The sequence below is a fragment of the Corynebacterium sp. HMSC066C02 genome, from assembly GCF_001814945.1.
GTDB classification, from domain to species: Bacteria; Actinomycetota; Actinomycetes; order Mycobacteriales; family Mycobacteriaceae; genus Corynebacterium; species Corynebacterium aurimucosum.
In genome coordinates this window covers 1-22,233 of record NZ_KV818476.1, presented here as the reverse complement: position 1 = coordinate 22,233, position 22,233 = coordinate 1, and the positions used below count along the sequence as shown (strand labels likewise).

At 59.0% G+C, this 22,233-nt stretch carries 20 protein-coding genes; 17 read left to right on the top strand and 3 right to left on the bottom strand.

The features are described from left to right. Positions 1–139 precede the first annotated feature (139 nt). Genes HMPREF2996_RS11255 through HMPREF2996_RS11245 form a run of 3 tightly spaced genes read left to right on the top strand, consistent with a single transcriptional unit; the run spans position 140 to position 2,769 of the window. Positions 140–1,123, top strand: a complete 984-nt coding sequence (locus HMPREF2996_RS11255) for an ABC transporter substrate-binding protein (RefSeq protein WP_070731406.1) — start codon at positions 140–142, stop codon at positions 1,121–1,123. After that, positions 1,120–1,977: an ABC transporter permease gene (locus HMPREF2996_RS11250; protein ID WP_070711367.1), complete on the top strand. Its 858-nt coding sequence runs from the start codon at positions 1,120–1,122 to the stop codon at positions 1,975–1,977. The genes HMPREF2996_RS11255 and HMPREF2996_RS11250 overlap by 4 nt, the downstream gene beginning before the upstream one ends. 3 nt (positions 1,978–1,980) lie before the next feature. Next, positions 1,981–2,769: an ABC transporter ATP-binding protein gene (locus tag HMPREF2996_RS11245; RefSeq protein ID WP_070731405.1), complete on the top strand. Its 789-nt coding sequence runs from the start codon at positions 1,981–1,983 to the stop codon at positions 2,767–2,769. Positions 2,770–2,941: 172 nt separating this feature from the next. On the opposite strand, the gene HMPREF2996_RS11240 is transcribed toward HMPREF2996_RS11245, so the two are convergent. Continuing rightward, entirely contained in the window at positions 2,942–4,792 is a 1,851-nt protein-coding gene (locus HMPREF2996_RS11240) for an FAD-binding monooxygenase (RefSeq protein WP_070731403.1), read from the bottom strand. A gap of 223 nt (positions 4,793–5,015) precedes the next feature. Continuing rightward, a complete protein-coding gene (locus HMPREF2996_RS11235) occupies positions 5,016–6,380 on the bottom strand; it encodes an MFS transporter (RefSeq protein ID WP_070444593.1) in 1,365 nt (454 codons plus the stop codon). Between the two features lie 124 nt (positions 6,381–6,504). Here HMPREF2996_RS11235 and HMPREF2996_RS11230 point away from each other — a divergent pair, with 124 nt between their 5' ends. The 9 genes from HMPREF2996_RS11230 (at position 6,505) to HMPREF2996_RS11190 (ending at position 17,611) form a co-directional block, all read left to right on the top strand. Next, a complete protein-coding gene (locus tag HMPREF2996_RS11230; RefSeq protein WP_070444595.1) occupies positions 6,505–7,980 on the top strand; it encodes a fumarylacetoacetate hydrolase family protein in 1,476 nt (491 codons plus the stop codon). Next, positions 7,977–8,639 carry a GntR family transcriptional regulator gene (locus HMPREF2996_RS11225; protein WP_070444597.1) on the top strand — a complete coding sequence of 221 codons (663 nt, stop codon included), beginning with the start codon at positions 7,977–7,979 and terminating at the stop codon, positions 8,637–8,639. The genes HMPREF2996_RS11230 and HMPREF2996_RS11225 overlap by 4 nt, the downstream gene beginning before the upstream one ends. A 16-nt stretch (positions 8,640–8,655) precedes the next feature. Beyond that, on the top strand, positions 8,656–10,170 hold the full coding sequence (hpaE, locus tag HMPREF2996_RS11220) for a 5-carboxymethyl-2-hydroxymuconate semialdehyde dehydrogenase (protein ID WP_070444599.1): 1,515 nt from the start codon (positions 8,656–8,658) through the stop codon (positions 10,168–10,170). Positions 10,171–10,219: 49 nt separating this feature from the next. After that, a complete protein-coding gene (gene hpaD, locus HMPREF2996_RS11215; protein WP_070444601.1) occupies positions 10,220–11,296 on the top strand; it encodes a 3,4-dihydroxyphenylacetate 2,3-dioxygenase in 1,077 nt (358 codons plus the stop codon). Between the two features lie 160 nt (positions 11,297–11,456). Beyond that, positions 11,457–12,242 carry a 2-oxo-hept-4-ene-1,7-dioate hydratase gene (hpaH, locus tag HMPREF2996_RS11210; protein WP_070444603.1) on the top strand — a complete coding sequence of 262 codons (786 nt, stop codon included), beginning with the start codon at positions 11,457–11,459 and terminating at the stop codon, positions 12,240–12,242. Then, positions 12,227–13,012 carry an HpcH/HpaI aldolase family protein gene (locus tag HMPREF2996_RS11205; protein WP_070645208.1) on the top strand — a complete coding sequence of 262 codons (786 nt, stop codon included), beginning with the start codon at positions 12,227–12,229 and terminating at the stop codon, positions 13,010–13,012. The genes hpaH and HMPREF2996_RS11205 overlap by 16 nt, the downstream gene beginning before the upstream one ends. 9 nt (positions 13,013–13,021) lie before the next feature. Beyond that, the gene (locus tag HMPREF2996_RS11200; RefSeq protein ID WP_070444607.1) at positions 13,022–14,509 is read left to right on the top strand and encodes an NAD-dependent succinate-semialdehyde dehydrogenase; all 1,488 of its coding nucleotides are present in this window, start codon (positions 13,022–13,024) and stop codon (positions 14,507–14,509) included. A 240-nt stretch (positions 14,510–14,749) separates the two neighbouring features. After that, positions 14,750–16,261 carry an APC family permease gene (locus HMPREF2996_RS11195; RefSeq protein WP_049155564.1) on the top strand — a complete coding sequence of 504 codons (1,512 nt, stop codon included), beginning with the start codon at positions 14,750–14,752 and terminating at the stop codon, positions 16,259–16,261. An 18-nt stretch (positions 16,262–16,279) separates the two neighbouring features. Then, the gene (locus HMPREF2996_RS11190) at positions 16,280–17,611 is read left to right on the top strand and encodes a flavin monoamine oxidase family protein (RefSeq protein ID WP_049155561.1); all 1,332 of its coding nucleotides are present in this window, start codon (positions 16,280–16,282) and stop codon (positions 17,609–17,611) included. On the opposite strand, the gene HMPREF2996_RS11185 is transcribed toward HMPREF2996_RS11190, so the two are convergent. Then, positions 17,608–18,528 (bottom strand): AraC-like ligand-binding domain-containing protein, encoded by a 921-nt coding sequence (locus HMPREF2996_RS11185; protein ID WP_070645216.1) that lies wholly within the window; start codon positions 18,526–18,528, stop codon positions 17,608–17,610. The two genes, HMPREF2996_RS11190 and HMPREF2996_RS11185, sit on opposite strands and share 4 nt — an antisense overlap. A gap of 151 nt (positions 18,529–18,679) precedes the next feature. On the opposite strand from HMPREF2996_RS11185, the gene HMPREF2996_RS11180 reads away from it, so the two are divergent. From HMPREF2996_RS11180 to HMPREF2996_RS11165, 5 genes are all read left to right on the top strand, one after another. Beyond that, entirely contained in the window at positions 18,680–20,089 is a 1,410-nt protein-coding gene (locus HMPREF2996_RS11180; RefSeq protein ID WP_070731402.1) for an aldehyde dehydrogenase family protein, read from the top strand. Positions 20,090–20,119: 30 nt separating this feature from the next. Beyond that, on the top strand, positions 20,120–20,383 hold the full coding sequence (locus tag HMPREF2996_RS11175) for a hypothetical protein (RefSeq protein ID WP_070444618.1): 264 nt from the start codon (positions 20,120–20,122) through the stop codon (positions 20,381–20,383). Between the two features lie 3 nt (positions 20,384–20,386). Then, positions 20,387–21,175, top strand: coding sequence for a zeta toxin family protein (locus HMPREF2996_RS11170; protein WP_070731399.1), 789 nt, complete (start codon positions 20,387–20,389; stop codon positions 21,173–21,175). A 206-nt stretch (positions 21,176–21,381) separates the two neighbouring features. Continuing rightward, positions 21,382–21,825: a recombinase family protein gene (locus HMPREF2996_RS13045; RefSeq protein ID WP_223845690.1), complete on the top strand. Its 444-nt coding sequence runs from the start codon at positions 21,382–21,384 to the stop codon at positions 21,823–21,825. 153 nt (positions 21,826–21,978) lie between these two features. Then, positions 21,979–22,233 (top strand): rRNA adenine N-6-methyltransferase family protein (locus tag HMPREF2996_RS11165; RefSeq protein ID WP_305764459.1); only part of this gene is annotated, 255 nt, incomplete at its 3' end.

Below are 22,233 nucleotides of genomic sequence, written 5' to 3'. Positions count from 1 at the left end.
AAAACTGTAGGCCTATAGCTTTTGTAGGACTAATAGTACCCCCGCGCGGGAAAAATATTCATAAAACTGCTGCTTAAAAGGGTGAAAAGAGGATTAAATAACGGTCACTACTGTCACTCTTGAGTAGAAAAGGACCACTATGTTCTCTAAAACTGCTGCTGCTCTCTCAGCTATCGCTCTGAGCACTGTTGCCCTCGTGGGCTGCTCCTCGTCGTCGGAAAGCGCCAGCGGGGATTCCGGAGGTGGGGACTCCTTCTCCATCGGAATTAATCAGCTGGTTCAGCACCCCTCCCTCGACGCCGCCGCAGAAGGCTTCCAAGAAGCCTTCGAGGAGGCGGGCGTGGACGTGGATTGGGATGTTCAGAACGCCAATGGCGAGCAAGGCACCGCGGTGTCCATCTCTCAGCAGATGGCGAACGCTAACCACGATCTCTACCTGGCCATCGCTACCCCAGCCGGTCAGGCAATGAGCAAGTCCATCAAGGACAAGCCGCTTCTGTTCACCGCGGTGACGGACCCCGTCGAGGCGGAGCTCGTGGAGGCGCTGGATAAGCCGGGCAAGAACGTCACGGGTACTTCTGATGCCGCCCCCATCGAGGAGCAGGTAGAGCTCATTAGCCAGCTGGTGCCGGACGCCACATCTGTGGGCGTCGTCTACTCTTCCGCTGAGGTGAATTCCAAGGTGCAGGTAGAGCAGCTGACGGAAGCAGCCAAGCCGAAGGGTATTGAAGTGAAGTCGCAGACGGTGACCTCCGTGACGGAAATCCCCCAGGCCGTGGAGGCACTGGGTGATGTCGATGCCATCTACATTCCGACCGACAACATGGTCGTCTCTGGTATCTCTTCGCTCATTAAGGTGGCGAATGACAAGACCATCCCGGTCATTGCTGCGGACTCCGGTGCCGTCGAAGGTGGTGCTGCAGCCACCATTGGTATCGACTACAAGGAGCTGGGCCGCCAGACCGGTGAAATGGCGCTGCGCATCCTCCAGGACGGCGAGGACCCAGCCGAGACCCCGGTAGAAACTGCCTCTGAGTACACCTACGTCATTAACGAGGATGCCGTGAAGGCACAGGGCGTCGAGGTGCCGAAGGAGATTCTCGATAAGGCTGAGACGCTGTGATTGGTGCACTCGAGCTAGGCCTCATTTATGCGGTGATGGCCGTGGGCGTCTACCTGACGTTCCGTGTGCTTGATTTCCCGGATCTGACAGTTGACGGCTCCTTCACTACCGGCGCTGCCACTGCAGGCGTACTCATTACGAATGGGGTCAACCCCTTTGTGGCCTCGTTGGCTGGCTTCGCCACGGGATTTGTGGCGGGTTGCATCACAGGACTTCTACATACGAAGGGCCGCATTGACGGGCTGCTCGCTGGCATCCTCACGATGATCGGCCTGTGGTCCATCAACCTTCGCATCATGGGAAGCGCCAATGTGCCGTTGCTCTCGCAAGATTCGGTATTTACTCCTCTGGACGCGGTAATGGGAACCTGGGCAGGAGTGGGTCTGCTTGCGGTGGGTTCGGTGCTGCTCTGCTTGCTCATTGTGTGGTTCCTGTCCACGGACTTGGGACTCTCGTTGCGCGCGACGGGTGACAATCAGCAGATGATCACGTCCTTTGGCGTGTCCACCGATTTCACCAAAATCCTGACCTTGGCCCTGTCCAACGGCCTGGTGGGTCTGTGCGGTGCGCTCATCGCGCAGTACCAGGGTTTCGCCGATATTTCGATGGGCATCGGACTCATTCTGGTTGGTCTGGCTTCCGTCATCCTGGGCCAGGCGGTACTCCCCCAGTCGCGCCTGTGGCTGGCCGTGGTGGCCGTGGCCTTGGGCTCCGTAATTTACCGGCTCATTATTTTCGCCGCCCTCCAGGTGGGCCTCAACCCGAATGACATGAAGCTCATCACGGCGCTGCTGGTTATTGTTGCTCTCCTGGTGCCTCGCATGACGCGGGTACGCGGCAAAAGGAAGGCCTAAATCATGCTCAACATAGACAAGATCTCAAAGACCTTCTTTCCGGGGACAGTCAACGAACGCCGTGCGCTTCGCGACGTCTCCCTGGAGCTTGCCTCCGGTGACTTCGTCACGGTTATCGGTTCAAACGGTGCGGGAAAGTCAACTCTTCTGAACTCGATTGCGGGCCGGCTCACCCCGGATTCTGGGAAAATCTCGATCGACAACAAGGATGTGACCAGCCAGCCGGAGCACAAGCGTGCGAGGAAGGTCGGGCGCGTCTTTCAGGATCCTATGGCAGGTACAGCGCCGAACCTGACGATTGAGGAGAATCTCTCGCTCGCTTATCTGCGCGGCAAGAAGCGCGGACTCGGTCTGGGGCTCAATTCCGCGCGCCGGGCTGTCTTTGTGGATCAGCTAGAGTCGCTCGAGCTGGGCTTGGAGGAGCGCCTTGGGACGAAGGTGGGCTTGCTCTCCGGTGGTCAACGCCAGGCGCTGTCATTGCTCATGGCCGGCTTTACTAACCCGAAGGTGATGCTTCTTGATGAGCACACGGCTGCTCTCGACCCGCAACGCGCGGAGCTGGTGACCACTTTGACGCAGCGCATCGTGGAACAAGGTCAGCTCACCACGCTGATGGTGACGCACAATATGGCACAGGCGCTGCAGGTGGGAAACCGCCTCATCATGATGCATGAGGGAGAGATCATTTACTCCGCCGACGCTGAGCAGAAGGCGAAGCTCACGGTGGAGGATCTCATGGCGGAGTTTGCGAAGATTAAGGGCGCTACGTCCGATAGGACCCTTTTGCAGTAGCGATCCTCCGTGGTTGTTTCACGTGAAACCTAGGTGTTGTGTTTGGCAGCACCTAGGTTTCTTTCTGTTCGTGGGTCTAGCACCTTTGTGAAGGTTTGACGGTGACATAAAAAGAGGGCCCAGCACAACGCTGGGCCCTCTAAGCGTAAAGCTAGTTGAACTTGAGTGGAGCTTACTTGAGCTTGATGAGCGCGGAAGAGAAGTAGTCCTCGACTGCTGATGGGTCATCGAGAGGGAGAACAGCGCCTACGTACTGGTCCGGGCGAACGATGACCACCGCTCCGTCGCGGGAAATTCCGCGGGCATCGAAGATGTCCTTGTCGCCAGGGAGAGCGTTGAAGACATTCTCCCAATTCGGAATGTTGAACTTGCCGTTGCGCGGGCGGAACAACAGTGGGGCGTCAAGAATCTCATAGTCGTGATGGTTGGTCTGCTGGTAGATAGCCTTCACGTCGAAGTAGGTATTTTCATCAGCTCCCTCCGGGGTGAACGCGGCCAGGATGGGACCGAGCTTCTCGGCCCACTCGCTCAGAGTGGAGCTCTCGCCGGCCTTGGGGGCATCGGCAAAGGCGTAGATGCGGTAGCGGCCATCGGCGGTGTGCTGGTGGCCCAGGTGCTGAGGGTAAGCATCGCAGCGGCGGAGGACCTCAAAGGACTTGAAGCGCTTGCCTACCGGGAAGCCGGTAGCAAGGTCCTGGTGCTGTGTTGTACCGACAATCAGGTTGTCTTCGTACTGCGTCATCATGCCAGCGGCGAACTCCTCCGCGGCGACGTAGTACTTCTCCACTGCCTCCGGATCATCGAGCTCTTCGGTAGGTGTGGCCATGAGGGTGGACCACTCGCGGTCGAAGTTGATGAGGTTCTGAGCAGCTGGCTGACGCTCGCCGTGGTAGGTGGTCAAGAGTTCCTTCGGGGCGCGGTCGTCGAGAACGTGGCCGAGCTTCCACCCGATATTGAAGCCATCCTGCATGGAGACATTCATGCCTTGGCCGGCCTTGGCGGAGTGGGTGTGGCAGGCGTCGCCAGTGAGGAAGACACGCGGGTCCTCGTCGTTATCGTCGAAGGCATCGACGAGGCGGTGGCCCACTTCGTAGACGGAATGCCACGCCACCATTTTGACGTCAACGAAATAGGGGGCGTAGATTTCGTTCGCCTTCTCGATGATCTTTTCAATCGGGGTGTTGCGAACCTTGTGGTTATCGTCCTCCGGTACCACGCCGAGGTCAACGTACACGCGGCAAAGGTAGCCGCCCTCGCGCGGGATGTGGAGGATAGAACCGGCCTGGGAGTGGATGGCGCACTTGGTGCGCCAGTCCGGGAAGTCGGTGTCAACGACAACGTCCATGACACCCCATGCGTGGTTAGCCTGGTCGCCCTTGAGCGAGCGACCGATGGACTTGCGAACGCGGGACTTAGCACCATCACAGCCGACGACGTACTTGGCGCGTACGTCGCGCGGGTTGCCGTCGACATCCTCGAGGTGGACCGTTACCGGGTATTCGCCCTCCCCTACCTCAAGGGAGACGAAGTTCCAGCCGTAGTCCGGAGTGATGCGGCCCGGGGCGCGGTGCGCATAGCGAGCGAAGTAGTCCAGCACGCGGGCCTGGTTGACAATGAGGTGGGGGAATTCAGAGATGCCCTGCTCGTCGTCGATGGGGCGAGCGCCGCGGATGATCTTGGACCGATCCTGCGGATCCGGGTTCCAGAAAGACATCTCCGTGATCTCGTAGGCCTCTTCTGTAATTTCCTTGGCAAAGCCGAAGGCCTGGAAGGTCTCCACGGAACGGGACTGGATTCCATCGGCTTGGCCTAGCTCGAGGCGGTGTGGGCGGCGCTCGATGATCCGCGTATTGACGTCCGGGAACATGGCCAGCTGCGCTGCGGCGATCATGCCGGCTGGCCCGGAGCCCACAATGAGAACGTCCATTTCATCCGGAAGTTCAGCGACGCGATCGATGCCGTATCCGGCAGGCTCGTGCACGCGGGGATCTTCCGAAACGTAGCCGTTGTGGTGGAACTGCACTGTGGACTCCTTAGTTAGCGGTTGTAGTTGACGAGAACAAAGAGAGTGATGGGGGTAGCGGCTGCTCCCCCACTTCTATGTGAGCTTCGCTCGTTGAGTTGGTGACTCAGTTCAAGGCGTCAAGAGGATGTGAGCTGGGTCGTATATGAGAATCATATATGATGCGTTCCCCGCGCACAATGGCTTGTGCAGAAAGGGGAGCGCATGGGTGGAGGGGCGTCGTCTAGCGCGGGCTGAAGATGAAGTGACCCTGGGATTGCTCGGCCTCGTGCTCTGCTCCGAGGGCTATCCCCTTGCGTTCGCGCAGGATGAAGGTGCAGATGAAGCCGACGATCGAAGCGGATACGAGGTAGCCTGACACCGCAAAAGTGGTACCAGTTGCCTCGACGAGCGCGGCGGCGATCATGGGGGCGAAGGCGCCGCCCAGGACCGAGCCGAGGGCATAGGTAATGGAGACGCCGGTGGCGCGAATAGAGGCGGGGAAAAGCTCGGCGTACATCGCGGACTGCGCACCGTAGGTCAGGCCCAGGCCCACGGTGAGGAAGAGGAGTGCGCCGTAGAGGAGACCGAGGCTTCCGGTATTGACCAGCGGGAAGAGGGCGGCAGCGCCGATGCCCTGCAAGATGAATCCCAGGAGGTAGGTATTTCGGCGGCCGATGTAGTCCGAGATGAAGCCGGCGAACAAGGTGGTCAAGGCCCACGAGAAGGCAGACACGGTCACGGCGTTGAGGACATCACCGCGGTCGAGTGCGACGGGGCCCTCCGGGTCGGTGGCGTAGCGCTGGATGTAGCCGCCCGTAGTCATGTATCCGACGGTGCCGTTACCCGCGAAGACGAGGGCGGCGACGAGGACGAGCGGGGTGAACTTCTTAAACAGCGTGCCAATGGGGTTGGTGGCTTCTTCCTCTTCGCGTTCCGCAATCTCCGCGAATACTGGGGACTCGTCGACGCCCATGCGGATGAGGTAGCCCACCAAGACGAGGGCAAAGGAGAGGAGGAAGGGAACGCGCCAGCCCCAGTCCATGAAGGCGTCGCCAGGCGCGATGGTGTTCATGATGGACAGCACGCCGGAGGAGAGCAGCAGGCCGGCGGGCACGCCGATCTGGGGGCCTGCGCCGTAAAGGCCGCGCTTGTCAGTCGGGGCGTGTTCCACCGCCATGAGCACCGCGGAACCCCATTCGCCACCAGCAGAGATGCCTTGGATGATGCGCAAGGTGATGAGGAGAATCGGCGCCCAGATGCCGGCGGTTTCATAGGTTGGCAGAACACCAATCAGGGTGGTCGCACCGCCCATGGCGATGAGCGTGACCATGAGGACCACGCGGCGTCCGAAGCGGTCGGCGAAGTGCCCTGCTAGGAACGCGCCAACTGGGCGGAATAGGAAGGACAAGCCAACGGTCAGGAAGGAGATGATGGTGGCCAGGCCACCTTCGAGCGGGCCGAACATGAGGTGGTTGAACACGAGTCCGGCCACCGCTGCATAGAGGAAGTAGTCGTACCACTCGATAGCGGTACCGATGGTCGTCGCGGCGACGACACGGCGGCGTTCGGCCGTCGAAATTGTCGGCGTGACAGCTGTGTGCGACATGATGTGATTCCTTTCGGCATGGGGTGTGCCATATACGGAAAAGCGTGTGAGTTGAACCACTTGCGGTGGTGCTAGGGATAATATACGATCTGGGCAAGGATTTGTTCACAATTAAGGATTCTTCATGGCTGTACCTGAGTTCTTGCCGGTAAAACCGGGCAAAATGATCGCCGTCCATGTGGCCTTTGAGTCCCGCGCGGCACAGCGCGGCCGCTGGCCCAAAACCCCGAGTTACTTCCTCAAGGCGACAAGCACGCTGGCTGAGTCGGACGGGATTGTCGAGCGTCCCGAAGGAACTGAACTGCTGGCCTTCGAAGGCGAAATCGCACTCATCATCGGCACTCCGGCCCGCAATGTCTCCCTTGAGGATGCGTGGAAGCACGTTGCCTACGTGACCGCGTCGAACGACATTGGGCTGTATGACTACAAGGTGCAGGACAAAGGTTCCAACACCCGTTCCAAGTCCCGCGATGGATACACCCCCATTGGGCCGGAGCTTATCGACGCCCAGGGGATCGACCCCAAGGGCCTACGCCTGCGTACGTGGGTCAACGGAGAAGTTGTCCAAGAGGGTACGTCCTCCGACGAAGACCTCATCTTCCCCCTCGCCCAGTTTGTGGCCGACCTTTCCCAGCACATGACACTGGAGACCGGTGACATCATCCTCACCGGCACTCCTGCTGGCTCTTCCGTCATCGAGCCTGGTGACGTCGTTGAGGTCGAAGTTGATGTGCCAGGAGGCGTGAGCTCCGGCAAGCTGAAGACCACCGTGAAGGAGGTCCCCGCCTCTTTCGATCCGCAGCTGGGCAACCTGCCCTACGTGGACGATAAGCAGCGCGAAGATGCCTACGGTGACCGCGAATCCGCCGGCCTTCCTCCTAAGGGTGAGGTCGGCCTCGATCCAGAGCTCAAGGCGGCCCTGGAGAAGGCCCCGACCGCCGGCTTGTCCGCTCAGCTGCGCAAGCGCGGCATCAACCAGTCCGTGATCGAAGGCGTGTACCCGCAGGCGAAGGGAACCAAGATGGTGGGCGTTGCCCGCACCCTGCGCTTCGTGGCCGGCCGCGAGGACCTGTTCAAGTCCCACGGTGGTGGTCTCAACGAGCAGAAGAAGGTCTTCGACACCGTCAAGGAGGGTGAGGTCATCGTCATCGAGGCCCGCCAGGAATCCGGTTCCGGAACACTCGGTGACATTTTGGCGCTGCGGGCGAAGGTCCGCGGTGCTGCCGGCGTTGTCACCGACGGCGGCGTGCGTGACTACGAGGCCGTCAAGGAGATTGGCCTGCCCGTCTTCACCCAGGGCGCGCACCCCTGCGTGCTCGGCCGCAAGCATGTCCCGTGGGACAGCGATATCGCTGTTTCTTGTGGCAACGCCACCGTTCTTCCGGGTGACATCATCGTTGGTGACGACGATGGCGTCGTGGTTATTCCTCGCGACATCGCCGCGGAAGTCGCCGAAGCTGCGCTGGCCAAGGAGCACGAGGACGAATGGGTCGCTTCCCGAGTGGAGGAAGGCGCCAGCTTGGATGGGCTCTTCCCGCCGACCGGAGCGAATAAGGAAGCCTATATCGCGTTCCGTGATGGAAAGGCGGGTGGTCAATGACGGAACCTGCACTATCAGCTGGGGAAAGCAAGTCCCAACAGGCCTATAACTGGATAAGTCACAAGATTCGTACTCGCGAGTATGAGCCCGGGTATCGCCTCGTGTTAGCAACAATCGCGGAGGAACTGGGTATCAGCGTGGTTCCCGTCCGCGAAGCCATTCGGCAATTGGAAGCGGAAGGGATGGTCACCTACGAGCGCAACGTCGGTGCCAGTGTGACCACCTACAATCGCGAGGCCTATTACGAATCCATGGACATCGTGGCCACGCTAGAAGCAAATGCCACGGCCCAATCCGCACCGTATCTCGATGCGGAGGATATTGCCCGGGCGCAGGAGATCAACCAGCGCATGCAGGAGCTCGATATCCACCACGATCCAGAAGAATTTACCCAGCTCAACAAAGAATTTCATAGCGTTCTCTTCTCCAAGTGCCCGAACGAGAGGCTAAAGAACTTGGTGGTGGACCAGTGGAAGCAATTGGAATACCACCGCGTCTCTACCTTTCGGTATGTGCCCGAAAGAGCTCAAGAGTCAACGCGCGAGCACGAGCAATTGCTCAGTCTCATCGAGGCTGGCGCGGAACCCGCCTACATAGAAAAAGTGGCCAGGCAACACCGACTGACCACTCTCAGCACCTATCGCAAGAAAAACGACTAAGGAGTCGAAATCACCCATGGCTATCAACAACGATGCTGCTAAGCCCACCGATCTCCCCGAGAAGATCCTTCACTACATCAACGGCGAGTTCGTCCCGTCGATCGACGGTGATGAATTCGAGGTCTTGGATCCGGTAACCAATAAAACCTACATCAAGGCCGCCTCCGGCAAGCCGGAAGACATTGACAAGGCTGTCGCTGCTGCGAAGGAGGCCTTCGAGAACGGCCCGTGGTCCAAGGCACTGCCGCGTGAGCGCGCCCGTGTGCTCAACAAGATTGCGGATATCGTCGAGAGCCGCGCAGACAAGCTTGCCGCGTGGGAATCCTTCGACTCCGGCCTGCCCATCACTCAGGCCAACGGTCAGGCTAAGCGTGCAGCGGAGAACTTCCGCTTCTTTGCTGACCTAATCGTCGCCCAGGCTGACGACGCCTACAAGGTACCGGGCCGCCAGATCAACTACGTCAACCGCAAGCCGATTGGCGTGGCGGGCCTGATTACCCCGTGGAACACTCCGTTCATGCTGGAGTCCTGGAAGCTCGCCCCGGCCATCGCCACCGGTAACTCCGTCGTCCTGAAGCCTGCTGAGTTCACTCCCCTCTCTGCACAGCTGTGGGCGGGCATCTTCGAGGAGGCCGGCCTGCCGAAGGGTGTCTTCAACCTGGTCAACGGCTTCGGTGAGGAAGGCTATGCAGGCGACCCGCTGGTTAAGCACCCGGATGTTCCTCTGATTTCCTTCACCGGCGAGTCTCGCACCGGCCAGATCATTTTCGGCAACGCAGCTCCTCACCTCAAGGGCCTGTCGATGGAGCTGGGCGGCAAGTCCCCCGCCATCGTCTTCAGTGATGCCGACCTCGAAACCGCGATCGATGCCTGCATCTTCGGCGTCTTTTCCCTCAACGGTGAGCGTTGCACCGCTGGCTCCCGCATCCTGGTTCAGCGCGATATCTACGATGAGTTTGTGGAGCGCTACGCCGCCCAGGCTAAGCGCGTGAAGGTGGGCCTGCCCTCCGATCCGACCACCGAGGTCGGTGCCCTGGTACACCCGGAGCACTACGAGAAGGTCACCTCCTACATCGAGATCGGCAAGCAGGAGGCCACCCTGGCCGCCGGCGGTGAGCGCCCGGAAGGCTTCGAGGAAGGCAACTTTGTCCAGCCGACCGTCTTCGTTGACGTCAAGCCGGATGCACGAATCTTCCAGGAAGAGATTTTCGGCCCCGTCGTTGCTATCACCCCGTTCGATACCGACGAAGAAGCACTCGAGCTGGCCAACAACACGAAGTACGGCCTTGCCGCCTATGTCTGGACCTCGGATCTGAAGCGCGCCCACAACTTTGCCCAGAACGTTGAGGCCGGCATGGTGTGGCTCAACTCGAACAACGTCCGTGACCTGCGCACCCCGTTCGGTGGTGTCAAGGCCTCCGGCCTGGGCCACGAGGGCGGCTACCGTTCGATCGACTTCTACACCGATCAGCAGGCCGTCCACATCAACCTGGACAAGGTACACAACCCGGTCTTTGGCAAGCAGGACTAAGACGTCCACTCTCTTCTCCCCCACCACTACTTCTATCTAAGGAGCCATCATGGCTGACATTCAGGCCCCCGATATTCTGCGTTGCGCCTACATGGAGATCGTCGTTACCGATCTCGCTGCATCTCGAAAGTTCTACGTTGACACCCTCGGCCTCGTCGTGACCGAGGAAAACGAGAACGAAATCTACCTGCGCACCTACGAGGAGTTCATCCACCACAACCTCGTGCTACGCCAAGGCCCCGTCGCTGCTGTTGCTGCATTCTCCTTCCGGGTTCGTTCGCCGGAGGATCTGGACCTCGCCGAGGAGTTCTACAAGGCACGTGGCTGCGAGGTTCGCCGTAACAAGGATGGCTTCGTTAAGGGCATCGGTGACTCCGTGCGTGTGCAGGATCCGCTGGGATTCCCGTACGAGTTCTTCTACGAGGTTGAGCACGTCGAGCGTCTGGCTTGGGCATACGATGCCCACATCCCTGGCGCGCTTGTTCGCCTCGACCACTTCAACCAGATCACCCCGGACGTTCCTGCCGCCGTGAAGTACATGGAGGAGCTCGGATTCCGTACCACCGAGGACATTCGCGATGAGGAGGGAACTGTCTACGCTGCATGGATGCGCCGCAAGCCGACGGTGCACGACACCGCCATGACCGGTGGCGATGGTCCGCGCATGCACCACATCGCTTTTGCTACCCACGAGAAGCACAACATCATCGCGATTTGTGACAAGTTGGGTGCACTGCGCGAATCCGACCGCATTGAGCGCGGCCCGGGCCGCCACGGTGTCTCCAACGCTTACTACCTCTACCTGCGTGATCCGGATGGCCACCGCGTGGAGATCTACACCCAGGATTACTACACCGGCGACCCGGATAACCCGGTCGTGACCTGGGATGTCCACGATAACCAGCGCCGTGACTGGTGGGGAACCCCGGTTGTCCCTTCCTGGTACCGCGATGGCTCCACCGTCCTCGACCTCGATGGCAACCCAGTGCCGCTGGTGGCTCGCGAGGACGAGTCCGAGCTGGAGGCAACCATTGGCGCAGACGGCTTCTCCTACACCCGTAAGGAAGATGCAGAAGAAATGCCGGAGTGGAAGCAGGGCGAGTACAAGCTGGGACACCAGCTCTAAACAGGCCTCAGCACTCAGGTTGATGAACGTGGTCCCGCGGCGTCGAGAAGAAAGCGCACATATCGCGGGACCGCGTTGTCGTTTCACGTGAAACCATCAGGTTTAACGAACCTGTTAAACAGAACAGATACGTTCTACAACCCCTTAAGGAGCGAAGTACATGCTGGATGAGAAACAGCACATCGCTATTGCAGATGAACTGGCGCAAGCCGAAAAAGATCGCACCATGGTCCCGCTGCTGACCGCCCGTTTCCCGGAGATGAGCATCGAGGATTCCTACGCAGTGCAGCGCGAGTGGGTGCGCCGCGGCATTGAAGACGGGCGTCGTCTCGTCGGCCGTAAGATTGGCCTGACCTCCAAGGTTATGCAGGAAGCCACGGGAATCACCGAGCCAGATTACGGCGCCATCTTTGAAGACCAGGTCTATGAGAACGGCTCCACCATCGAGCACGCGCAGTTCTCCAATGTTCGCATTGAGGTCGAGCTGGCCTTCGTGCTCAAGGAAGAGCTGAAGGGCCCGAATTGCAGCATCTTCGACGTGCTGCGTGCAACAGAGTACGTCGTCCCTGCTCTGGAGATCCTCTCCTCCCGCATCGAGATGGAAGGCCGCACTATCGTCGACACCATTTCGGATAACGCAGCCCTCGGCGCCATGGTCTACGGCGGCAACCCGGTGGATCCCGCGGACGTCGATCTGCGCTGGGTGTCCGCACTGCTCTACCGCAACGAGTCCATCGAAGATACGGGTGTGGCGGCGGCTGTGCTGAACCACCCGGCAATGGGCGTGGCTTGGCTTGCCAACAAGCTTCACGCGCACGGCGATAACCTTGCCGCCGGCGACATTATTCTGGCCGGTTCCTTCACCAAGCCCATGTGGGTTGAACCGGGCGATACCGTCCATGCAGACTATGGAAAGTTGGGGTCCATCACATGCCGATTCCAGTAAAGTTGCCGCCTACCTTTGCAGACGTCCTAGAAAAGGCCGAGCAACCGCTCGTTGGTGCCTGGATCTGTTCCGGCTCGGAGGCCGCGGCGGAGATCATCGCCTCGGCTGGTTTTAGCTGGACGCTTATCGACGGCGAGCATTCGCCTTATGGCCTGGAGACCATTCTTTCCTTGCTCCGCGCCACAGATGCCTATGGTCTTACGCGTGTGGTTCGCGTGCCTGTGAATAACACGGCGCTGATCAAACAGTACCTTGACCTGGGTGTACAGAATCTGATGGTGCCCATGATTGATAACGCCGAGGAAGCGGAAGCGGCCGTTGCAGCCATGCACTACCCGCCCCGCGGTGTGCGCGGCGTCGGCTCGGCTCTGGCCCGCTCTTCGCGCTGGAATGGCGTGGAGAACTACCTCGCCAACGCGTCGGACACGGTGAGTCTCACGGTGCAGATTGAGTCTGCGACCGCGGTGGAGAACGTGGAAGAGATCGTGGCTGTTGAAGGCGTGGACAACATCTTCGTCGGCCCCTCGGACCTGGCGGCCTCGATGGGGCTGTTGGGTCAGCAGACCCATCCGGATGTGCTCGAGGCGGTCAATCACACATTTGAAGCAGTTCGTGCTTCCGGAAAGAAGGTAGGCGTCAATGCCTTCAACCTTGAGCAGGCCCAGAAATACATGGCTTCTGGCGCATCATTTGCCCTGGTTGGCGCGGATGTTCAACTTCTTTCGGGTGCGGCACGCCAACTGGCAGACAAATTCCATTTGGGAGGGTAAAAAAGAACCATGAGTGAAAACAACAAGGTCAATATTGACGAGCTGCTGGCCAAGGTTCCGACTGGCTTGCTGATTAATGGTGAGTGGGTAGACGCCTCCGATGGCTCCACTTTCGACGTGGACAACCCGGCAACCGGTGAGGTTATCGCTACCCTTGCTTCCGCTACTTCTGAGGATGCGAAGAAGGCTTTGGATGCAGCCTGCGCCGTGCAGGATGAGTGGGCACGCACGTCCACCCGCGAGCGCTCCAACCTGCTGCGCCGTGCTTTTGACCTGGTGCAGGAGCGCAAGGACGAGTTCGCTGCGCTGATGACCCTGGAGATGGGCAAGCCGCTGGCAGAGTCCTATGGTGAGGTTACTTACGGCGCTGAGTACCTACGCTGGTTCAGCGAGGAGGCCGTTCGTGACTACGGCCGTACCCTGCCGGCGCCGGAGGGCACCCTGCGCATGGTGACCCGTCGCAAGCCGGTGGGCCCGTGCTTGCTCATCACCCCGTGGAACTTCCCGCTAGCTATGGCTACCCGCAAGATTGCCCCGGCCATTGCCGCTGGTTGCACCATGGTGGTCAAGCCCGCCAAGCTCACGCCGCTGACTACTCAGTACTTCGCACAGACCATGATTGATGCCGGCGTTCCTGCCGGTGTGGTCAACGTGGTCTCCGGTAAGTCTGCTTCGGCCATCTCCGAGCCGATCATGGCGGATTCCCGCCTGCGCAAGGTTTCCTTCACCGGCTCTACCCCGGTGGGCAAGACCCTGCTCAAGGCCGCTGCCGACAACGTCCTGCGCACCTCGATGGAGCTGGGCGGCAACGCTCCGTTCATCGTCTTTGAGGACGCTGACATCGACCAGGCCGTCGAGGGCGCAATGGGCGCCAAGATGCGCAACATCGGTGAGGCCTGCACCGCGGCTAACCGCTTCATCGTCCACGAGTCCGTCGCCGATGAGTTCGCGGAGAAGTTCGCTAAGCGCATCGGTGAGCTCAAGGTGGGCAACGGCCTCGATGAGGGTGTCACTTGTGGTCCGCTCGTGGAGCAGAAGGCACTGGATAACATCACCGCGCTTGTCGACGACGCCGTGGAGAAGGGTGCCAAGGCCATCGTCGGCGGCAAGCCGGGTGAGGGCAAGGGCTACTTCTACGCCCCGACCGTTCTGACCAACGTTCCTCGTGATGCCCGCGTGGCACAGGAAGAGATCTTCGGCCCGATCGCTCCGATCCTGACCTTTTCCGATGAGAAGGAAGCGATTGAGATTGCTAATGACACAGAGTACGGCCTGGCCTCCTATGTGTTCACCGAGGACTCCGACCGTATGTGGCGCATCGGTGACGGCCTCGAGTTCGGCCTCATGGGCTTCAACGCTGGTGTCATCTCCAACGCCGCTGCCCCATTCGGTGGCGTGAAGCAGTCCGGCATGGGCCGCGAGGGCGGCGCTGAGGGCCTGGACGAGTACACCTCGCTGCAGTACATCGCTATGCGTGACCCGTACGCGAATGCATAACTAGTGCATTAATTTAGCCGCTGACAATGCTGGCATCTCCTAGGTGGGAGGTGTCAGCATTATTGTTTTCTGCATAGTATTCGTAACCCTGTTGTGTGACAGCACTCATAGTCAAATCGTGAGCACCCACAAACAACCATCTCTCTGTGTGGTACGACACAATAACTAGCTACACACCGATATTTGCCGGGGTTATCCGGTGGATTGTCGGGCCGACATAGCTAGTAAGGAGGAGTTGGCGTGGACACATCGACGCAGTCACCTGTGCTATCCGCTCGAAATGTACAGCCCGGGCACCGGGCTCCCACCGAACTTAAGGGCGGCCTGGGCGCCGGGCGCCTAGGGACAACGTCGCTAGTCTTTATGATTATTGCGGCGTCGGCACCTCTTACTGTGCTTGCGGGAGGAGTGCCGACCAACTTCGCAGTATCTGGATTGTTGGGTGTTCCCTGGGGATACCTCGTCCTTGGAATTATTCTTGTCTTTTTCGCCGTTGGTTACGGGATTATGAGTTCAAAGATTCAGAACTCTGGAGCGTTCTATGCCTACGTGTCCGAAGGACTAGGAAACCGCCAAGGAATCGCAGCCGCGATTCTGGCTTTGGTTTCTTACAATATGATGCAGGTTGGGCTGTATGGAATTTTCGGGTTCTCTCTAGCCAATCTGATCAACGGTTGGTTTGGAACGACTATCTCGTGGTGGGTCGCCGCCTTGGCTGGTTGGCTCTTGGTGGCCGTCATGGGTGTCAGCAATGTTGATTTTTCCGCCAAAGTCTTAGGCGTATTGGTAGCCCTCGAGTTCGTTGTTGTTGCTGCAGTCTCAGTTCTTTCTCTTGGCGTTGCCCCAGAGGGCATTACTGCGGAGACGGTACGCCCGAGCCAATTCTTCACTGATGGTATAGGCGTTCTCCTTGCCTTTGGAATTGCAGCCTTTATGGGGTTTGAGTCGGGTGCAATCTACTCAGAAGAAGCGCGTGATCCAGAGCGGACTGTCCCGAAAGCTACCTATATTGCCGTGGGAACGATTGCCCTTTTTTACGCCTTTTCGGCGTGGGCATTCGCGCAGGGAGTGGGGCCGTCCGTCGTCATCGACAAGGCAACTGAGCTTGGTCCCGATCTGGTCTTCGTGTGGTTGGGCGATTACTCAGTGTTTGCCGCCAACATAGCGAACTGCCTGTTTGTAACTTCTCTTATTGCTGCCCTTGTCGCGTTCCATAACGCCGCAGCGCGGTACTTCTTCTCCCTTGGGCGCTCACGCGTCCTTCCTGAGAAGTTCGCGATGTCATCGTCCAAAGGAGCACCTATAGCTGGGTCGCTCACTCAGACTTCTATTGCTTTCCTAGTAGTAGGTGGCTTTGCAATTGCGGGAAATGGCAGCGACATGGGCGAATTATTCCCAGTCCTGACGCTCTTTACGTGGTTGACCAACGCCGCGGCGTTCGGCCTGGTCTTCCTGCTCGCAGTGGTGAGTGTGTCCATCATGGTATGGCTCAACAAGCAAGAAAAAGGCTACAACTTCTTCAGCCGGGTCATTGCCCCGCTGGTATCAGCTTGCGGACTCGTTGCTGTCTTCATTTTGGTGCTGATGAATTTCCCGCTCATGATTGGCGACACCGGTTCGGATGCCCTCGTGTGGGTCATGCCCGGGATCATTATCGCCTCCGGAATTCTTGGGCTGATGTGGGGCGAATACCTCAAGCACGCTAGGCCGCATATTTACGCAAGTCTTCAAGACAATCTTGATCGAATCTAAAACCTCAGAAAGGTAATCATGGAAAAGAAGCATGTAATCGTCGTTGGTGCGGGATTCGCAGGTCTAACGGCAGCACGCGAGTTGCAGACCGCTGGAATTGGGTATCACATCGTAGAGGCTCGTGACCGCATTGGTGGCCGTGCTTGGACTGACGATAGGCTCGGACGCCCGCTGGAGATTGGCGCGACATGGGTGCACTGGCATCAGCCGCATGTCTGGTCCGAAATCACTCGTTATGGCCAGGATATTATCGCTTCGCCCGTTGTAGATACCGCCTACTGGTATGCCGGTGGTGAGCTGAAGTCCGGAACGGAAGCAGAAATGGATGCCAAACTGGCGCGGCCGATGGAGAAGATCTTCGAGAAATCTCGCGAATTCTTCCCAGAACCGCACAAGCCGCTGCTTGTGCTGGATGAGAAATTCGGTGCATCTCAAGAATTGAAGGATGCTTTCCTGGCTGCAGATCAGGCTGGAGTTCTCGATGCGTTGGAGGACGGTGACTTTACCCAGGAAGAAAAGGATCTGTGCAATGCGTATTGGTCGGCTGGATACATCGGGTACCCAGAGCAGGGGTCCTCTTTGATGGCCAAGCAGTGGGCAGCCTTGTGTGATCACCGTCTTTCATTGGTGGATGAGCAAACGCTGCGATTTAAACTTGTCAATGGCATGCGGGGTATCTACGGCAACATCGCAAAGGATCTAACCGGAGAAATCCGTTTGAATACTGCGGTGACTGCGATTGAGCACGGAGAAGATTCGGCCACCGTTACGTATGCGGACGGTACCTCCGAGACGGCGGATGCTGTGATTGTTACGGTTCCGGTTGGTGCTTTGGGGAACATTAAATTCACCCCGGGTCTGCCTGAAGGCTCGCAGAAGACTATCGAGCAGAAGTGGAATTCGACTGGTTTCAAGGCTTGGATCAAGATCAAGGGCCACCACAACATCTTCGGTTACGCGCCCCAGCCTGCAGTCGTATCCGTGCTTCGTTCTGAATACTTCGAAGACGATGACACGACTATCTGTGTTGTCTTTGGCTCCGATCACGAGAAGATCGATTTGGAGAGCATTGAGGATGCTCAAAAGGTTGTCGACCAGTGGCGCCCAGATCTCGAGGTTGTTGGTGTCACCGGTCATGACTGGGTAGCAGATGAGTACTCAGGCCAGGCCTGGGCTACGTTGCGTCGAGGTCAGTTCACCGAGGGCTGGCACCACTTCCGCAGCTCGACTTCCTCGTTGCACTTCGCTGGAGCAGATTGGGCTTCCGGTTGGCGTGGAGTGGTTGTCGATGGAGCCATCGAAACCGGAATCTCTACCGCTCGCGAGGTTATCAACAAGCTGCGTGGTTAACCGCTAGCCGCCGCGCGGTACGCACTCGGTGACTTGTGGTACTCCGCTTTAAAGATGCGCGAGAGGTGCGAGGGATCGTGCAGGCCATAGCGGGCGCTGATGTGGCTGATTGATTCCTCGGAGTACCGCGGGTCCACGAGGTCTCTGCGGATATGTTCTAGACGTCGGGTTCTGATGTAGTGACTCACGGAGAGTCCCTGTTCGGAGAACTTGGCGTGGAGGTGGCGCACGGACACAAAGAGTGCTTGGGCGATGGTGCTGGGGCCTAAGTCGGGGTCGCCCAAGTTCTTCTCGATGTAGGCGGTGGCTTGGTTGAACAGGAGCGTGCCTGCAGAGGGTTCTCCGGCTACGTCGGAGGAGAGAACCGACACCAACATGGTGAGCGCGGAGCGGACCAAGGCCGTGGCGTGCGGGCCCTTGAGCAGATCGAGGTTCTTCGCGAGCTGCTCAAAGAGGGGAACCGCCACCGCGCCCAGGCCATGCGAGCGTGAGATGGGGTTCGCGGTGAGGCGTTGGATCTGTGCGGGTGAAATATCGAGGAAGCTCTGCGGGAAATGCACAATGAGTGTGTTTTGCTCCTCCGGATAGCGCAGAGTGTAAGGCCGTTGGGTGACATACAGCGCTAGGTCGCCAGGGTGTAGCTCACAGGTTCGCCCGTCCTGGCTCATGGTTGAGGATCCAGTGATTTGCAGGCTGAGCTTGCAAAAGGGGGCCTCGCTGGCGGCTATCTTGAAGCGATTCACGGTGTGCGGGGAGGTGCACATATCGAAGAGGGATATGTCCCCCACTTTCGTTGACCGCAGCGTGGCGTGAAAGGAAGAGGGGTCCTCAGTGTCCACGTCGAGTTGTCCAAAAGACTCGGATGACGCGGTGCGCCATGACGCGATATCGAAGTACTCAACAGCGGCAGTAGACATAAGTGGCATCATATCGTGAGAACTGGCACATTTTTGGACAAATTGTGTGCACTCAGAGTCAATAGAGTCGGTGTGGTGCAGGTAACATCCTAGGTAAAAGTTTCTTTGGGCTTTGTTCGCGGGGCCCTCGACTGCTTCACAAGGAGATCTCATGACTCAGTTCCCCACCTACGCTGATCTGCTCGACGCCATCACGGATGAAAACGGCCGTGAAATCCTCAATCCCGCCACCGGTGAGGTTGTTGGCCGCGCCCCAGAGAACACCGTCGAGGACCTCAACGCTGCAGTTGAGACCGCACGCGCAGCGCAGAAGGACTTTGCCAAGCTCAGCGACGAAGAACGTTGCGAGCTGCTCACCAAGGCAGCCGCCGCCATCGACGCTAATGCAGAGGCACTCGTTGAGCTGCTCTCCCGTGAGCAGGGCAAGCCGCTCAACGGCCCGAACGCCCGCTTCGAGGTCGGTGCCTGCTCTGGTTGGCTGAATGCTACCGCCTCCTTCGAGCACCCCAACTACACCGCCGTCGATGATGACATCACCGCCACCGTCAACTACCGCCCGCTCGGAGTCGTCGGTGCTATTGGTCCGTGGAACTGGCCGATGATGATTACTATCTGGCAGATTGCGCCGGCGCTGCGTATGGGCAACGCGGTCGTCGTCAAGCCCTCTGAGTACACCCCGCTCTCCGTACTGGGCCTGCTTAAGGTCGTGAACTCCGTGCTGCCGGAGGGTGTTCTCCAGGTCGTCAGCGGTGCCGGTGAGGTTGGCGCGGCGCTGACCACCCACGAGGGCGTCGACAAGATCATGTTCACCGGGTCCACCGCCACCGGCAAGAAGATCGTGGAGGCCAGCGCCGACAACCTCACCCGCCTCACGCTGGAGCTCGGCGGCAATGACGCGGGCATTGTGCTGGATGATGCCGACCCGAAGGAGATCGCCGGCGACCTCTTCTGGGGCGCGTTCATCAACACCGGCCAGACCTGTGCGGCGATGAAGCGTGTGTACGTGCCGGAGTCGCTGTACGACGCCGTTTGCGAGGCCCTCGTCGAGGTGGCCAAGGCCTCCCCGATGGGCGTGGGCTTGGAAGAGGAGAACGTGCTCGGCCCGCTGCAGAACAAGCAGCAGTTCGACATCGTGGACAAGCTCGTCAACGCCGCCAAGGACTCCGGCGCCCGCGTGCTGCTGGGCGGTGACCCGGACTACGACGCGCCGGGCTACTTCTACCCCACCACCCTGGTGGCGGACATCGACCCGGATAACGCGCTGGTCGTCGAGGAGCAGTTCGGCCCGGCACTGCCGATTGTGAAGTACACAGACCTGGATTGGGCCATCGAGCAGGCCAACAAGCTTGACGTGGGCTTGGGCTCTTCCGTGTGGTCCTCCAACCGTGAGCGCGCTCTGGAAGTTGCCGCGCAGCTGGAGGCTGGCACCACGTGGATCAACAGCCACGGTGCCGTAGATCCGCGCGTGCCGTTCGGCGGCATCAAGTCCTCCGGCTACGGCGTGGAGTTTGGCACTGAGGGCCTCAAGGGCTTGGCCTACCCGCAGATTATCAACGGCTAAAACCGCCGTGGCGCTGCTATTCTTAGCGCCATGAGCACCGCCAAAGTCCCGGAGATCGAGTACGCAGCCTTCGACGCCATGAAGGAGGTTGCGTCCTCGCTGAAAGCTGCCTACCTCACTAGGGCCGCTGAAGCAGGCAACGACGTTGAATCGCAATGGTGGATTCGCCAGAACTGGCTGGTAGAGGACATGGTTGGCGAGGTTGATGCAACTGACATCGAAGCCATCCGATCCGCTGCGGCTCTCTTTGCGCAGCGGCTTGAAGCCCTCTCCTCCGAGCACAAAGCGGCATAGCCTATGCTTTCTGCCGCTGACTTCCCCGTTGATCCGCAGGTTATGGAGCAACGGCTAAAGACTCTGCAAGCCAGCTATTTCGGCCGATCGAATGCTCATGGTCCGGCTGTTCCAGAGGTCATTTATGTGGCGGGGCAGCCAGCGTCAGGCAAATCAACGGCCATTGAATCGGTAAAGAACGGTCACGCGGTCCTTGATTCCGATGAGATTCGGAAGCTGCACCCCGCCCTCGACGAGATTGTGGAGCGCGATCCCTTACGCATGGACGTACTCACCAATGGGCCGGTGCCCTATTGGATGTCCTCGCTGATTGAGTATGGCCGTCAGCACGGGCACTCCCTCATCATTGAGAACACGCTGTCCAACCCGGAGTTCATCGCGGGTGAGATAGCCAAGTTTCGGTCTGCGGGTTTCCGCGTGAAGGTCGTGGGCCTGGCGGTTGCTCAGGAGGTTTCTCGACTGGGTGTGGTCCAGCGCTACCTGGAGGCGCAGCGCGTGAGCCGCTACCCGCGCTGGACCAATGAGGTTTCCCACACGTCGGGCTTTCAGGCCATCGTGCCAGGGCTGCAAGCGATTGCGCCGCTTGTCGACGACCTCGAGATCCGCACCCGCGATGGCCGCACCTTGAGCGGCATTGAGGATATTGAGACTGAGCGCGCAACCTGGTTCGACTCCCCCGCTGTTCGGGCCGACTGGCTGGCCCGTTTTGACAGCTGTGACTTGAGTGGGCTTGAAGCTGAGAAGCTCACGCACAACCTCGTGGCTGATGCAGAGCGTATCCGCAAACTTTAAGGCTGTGCCCGTGGAACTGCGCGCCCGGTAGGCGGTGGGAGCTTCGTGTCAAAGCGGCTGCTGGCGAGCTAGCGGTCTGCGAGGTCGAGCAGGCTGAGGATGTCGTCTGCGTTGAATTTAAGTTCAATGTGTAGCTAGGCCTTATTAATAGCGTTTGACAACACGCGCTCCTATTTGCCGTCGTATCTCACGAGACGCTGACGTGGATGGCCGCACCATCGACCTGCAGCCTCAGGACTGTGAAGTCATTGCAAAGCAGCGTGGCTTGCACGTTGGACATAGGACATAACGACGTCGATCAGTCCATTTCCGCGTCAAAGAAGAATGTGGCTCGCCCCAACTACGACGCCATGGTGGCATCCCTCGAACGCGGCGAAATCGACGCGATCATCTGCTGGGACCTCGCTGGACAGTCCGATCGGTCGGACAGAATTACTCCCGCACCCCAGCGTAATCAGGGGTGCACCTTAAAAACATTCGGAGGTGGGGGTAACTCCCCCTCGTTGCCCAGAGACAAAATACGCCAGTGGCGTCTGTATGACGCCCCGAAGGTAGGACAAATTCCAATCCAGAGAGGTCTTGCACTGTTGCGGTGCGGTTGTCTTCTTTCTCACCGTATTGCACCCTGCGAAATTAATTGGATACGATAGAACCATGTTGATTTCAGGTTCCGTTTTCATGCGGCCGCTCACCAACCGCTAAGGCGGTTTTCTCCCTCCCGCGGGTCAAAAACCGCTCCGGTCCTTTAGCCGGGCGGCTATTTGTCATGCCCGGCTCCCTTTCAAATCCAAGGAGCACACCTGATGTCTGCATACGGACACGGCCGTCACGAGCATGGCCAAAATTTTCTCACCAACCACAAGATCATCAACTCCATCATCGACCTTGTGAAACAAACCTCCGGCCCCATCATTGAGATCGGACCAGGAAGCGGTGCCCTCACTCACCCGATGGCCCACTTGGGGAGGGCGATAACGGCAGTTGAGGTAGACGCAAAACTAGCTGCCAAACTCACAAAAAAGACCGCCTCGGCGGCGGTCGAAGTGGTCCATGATGAT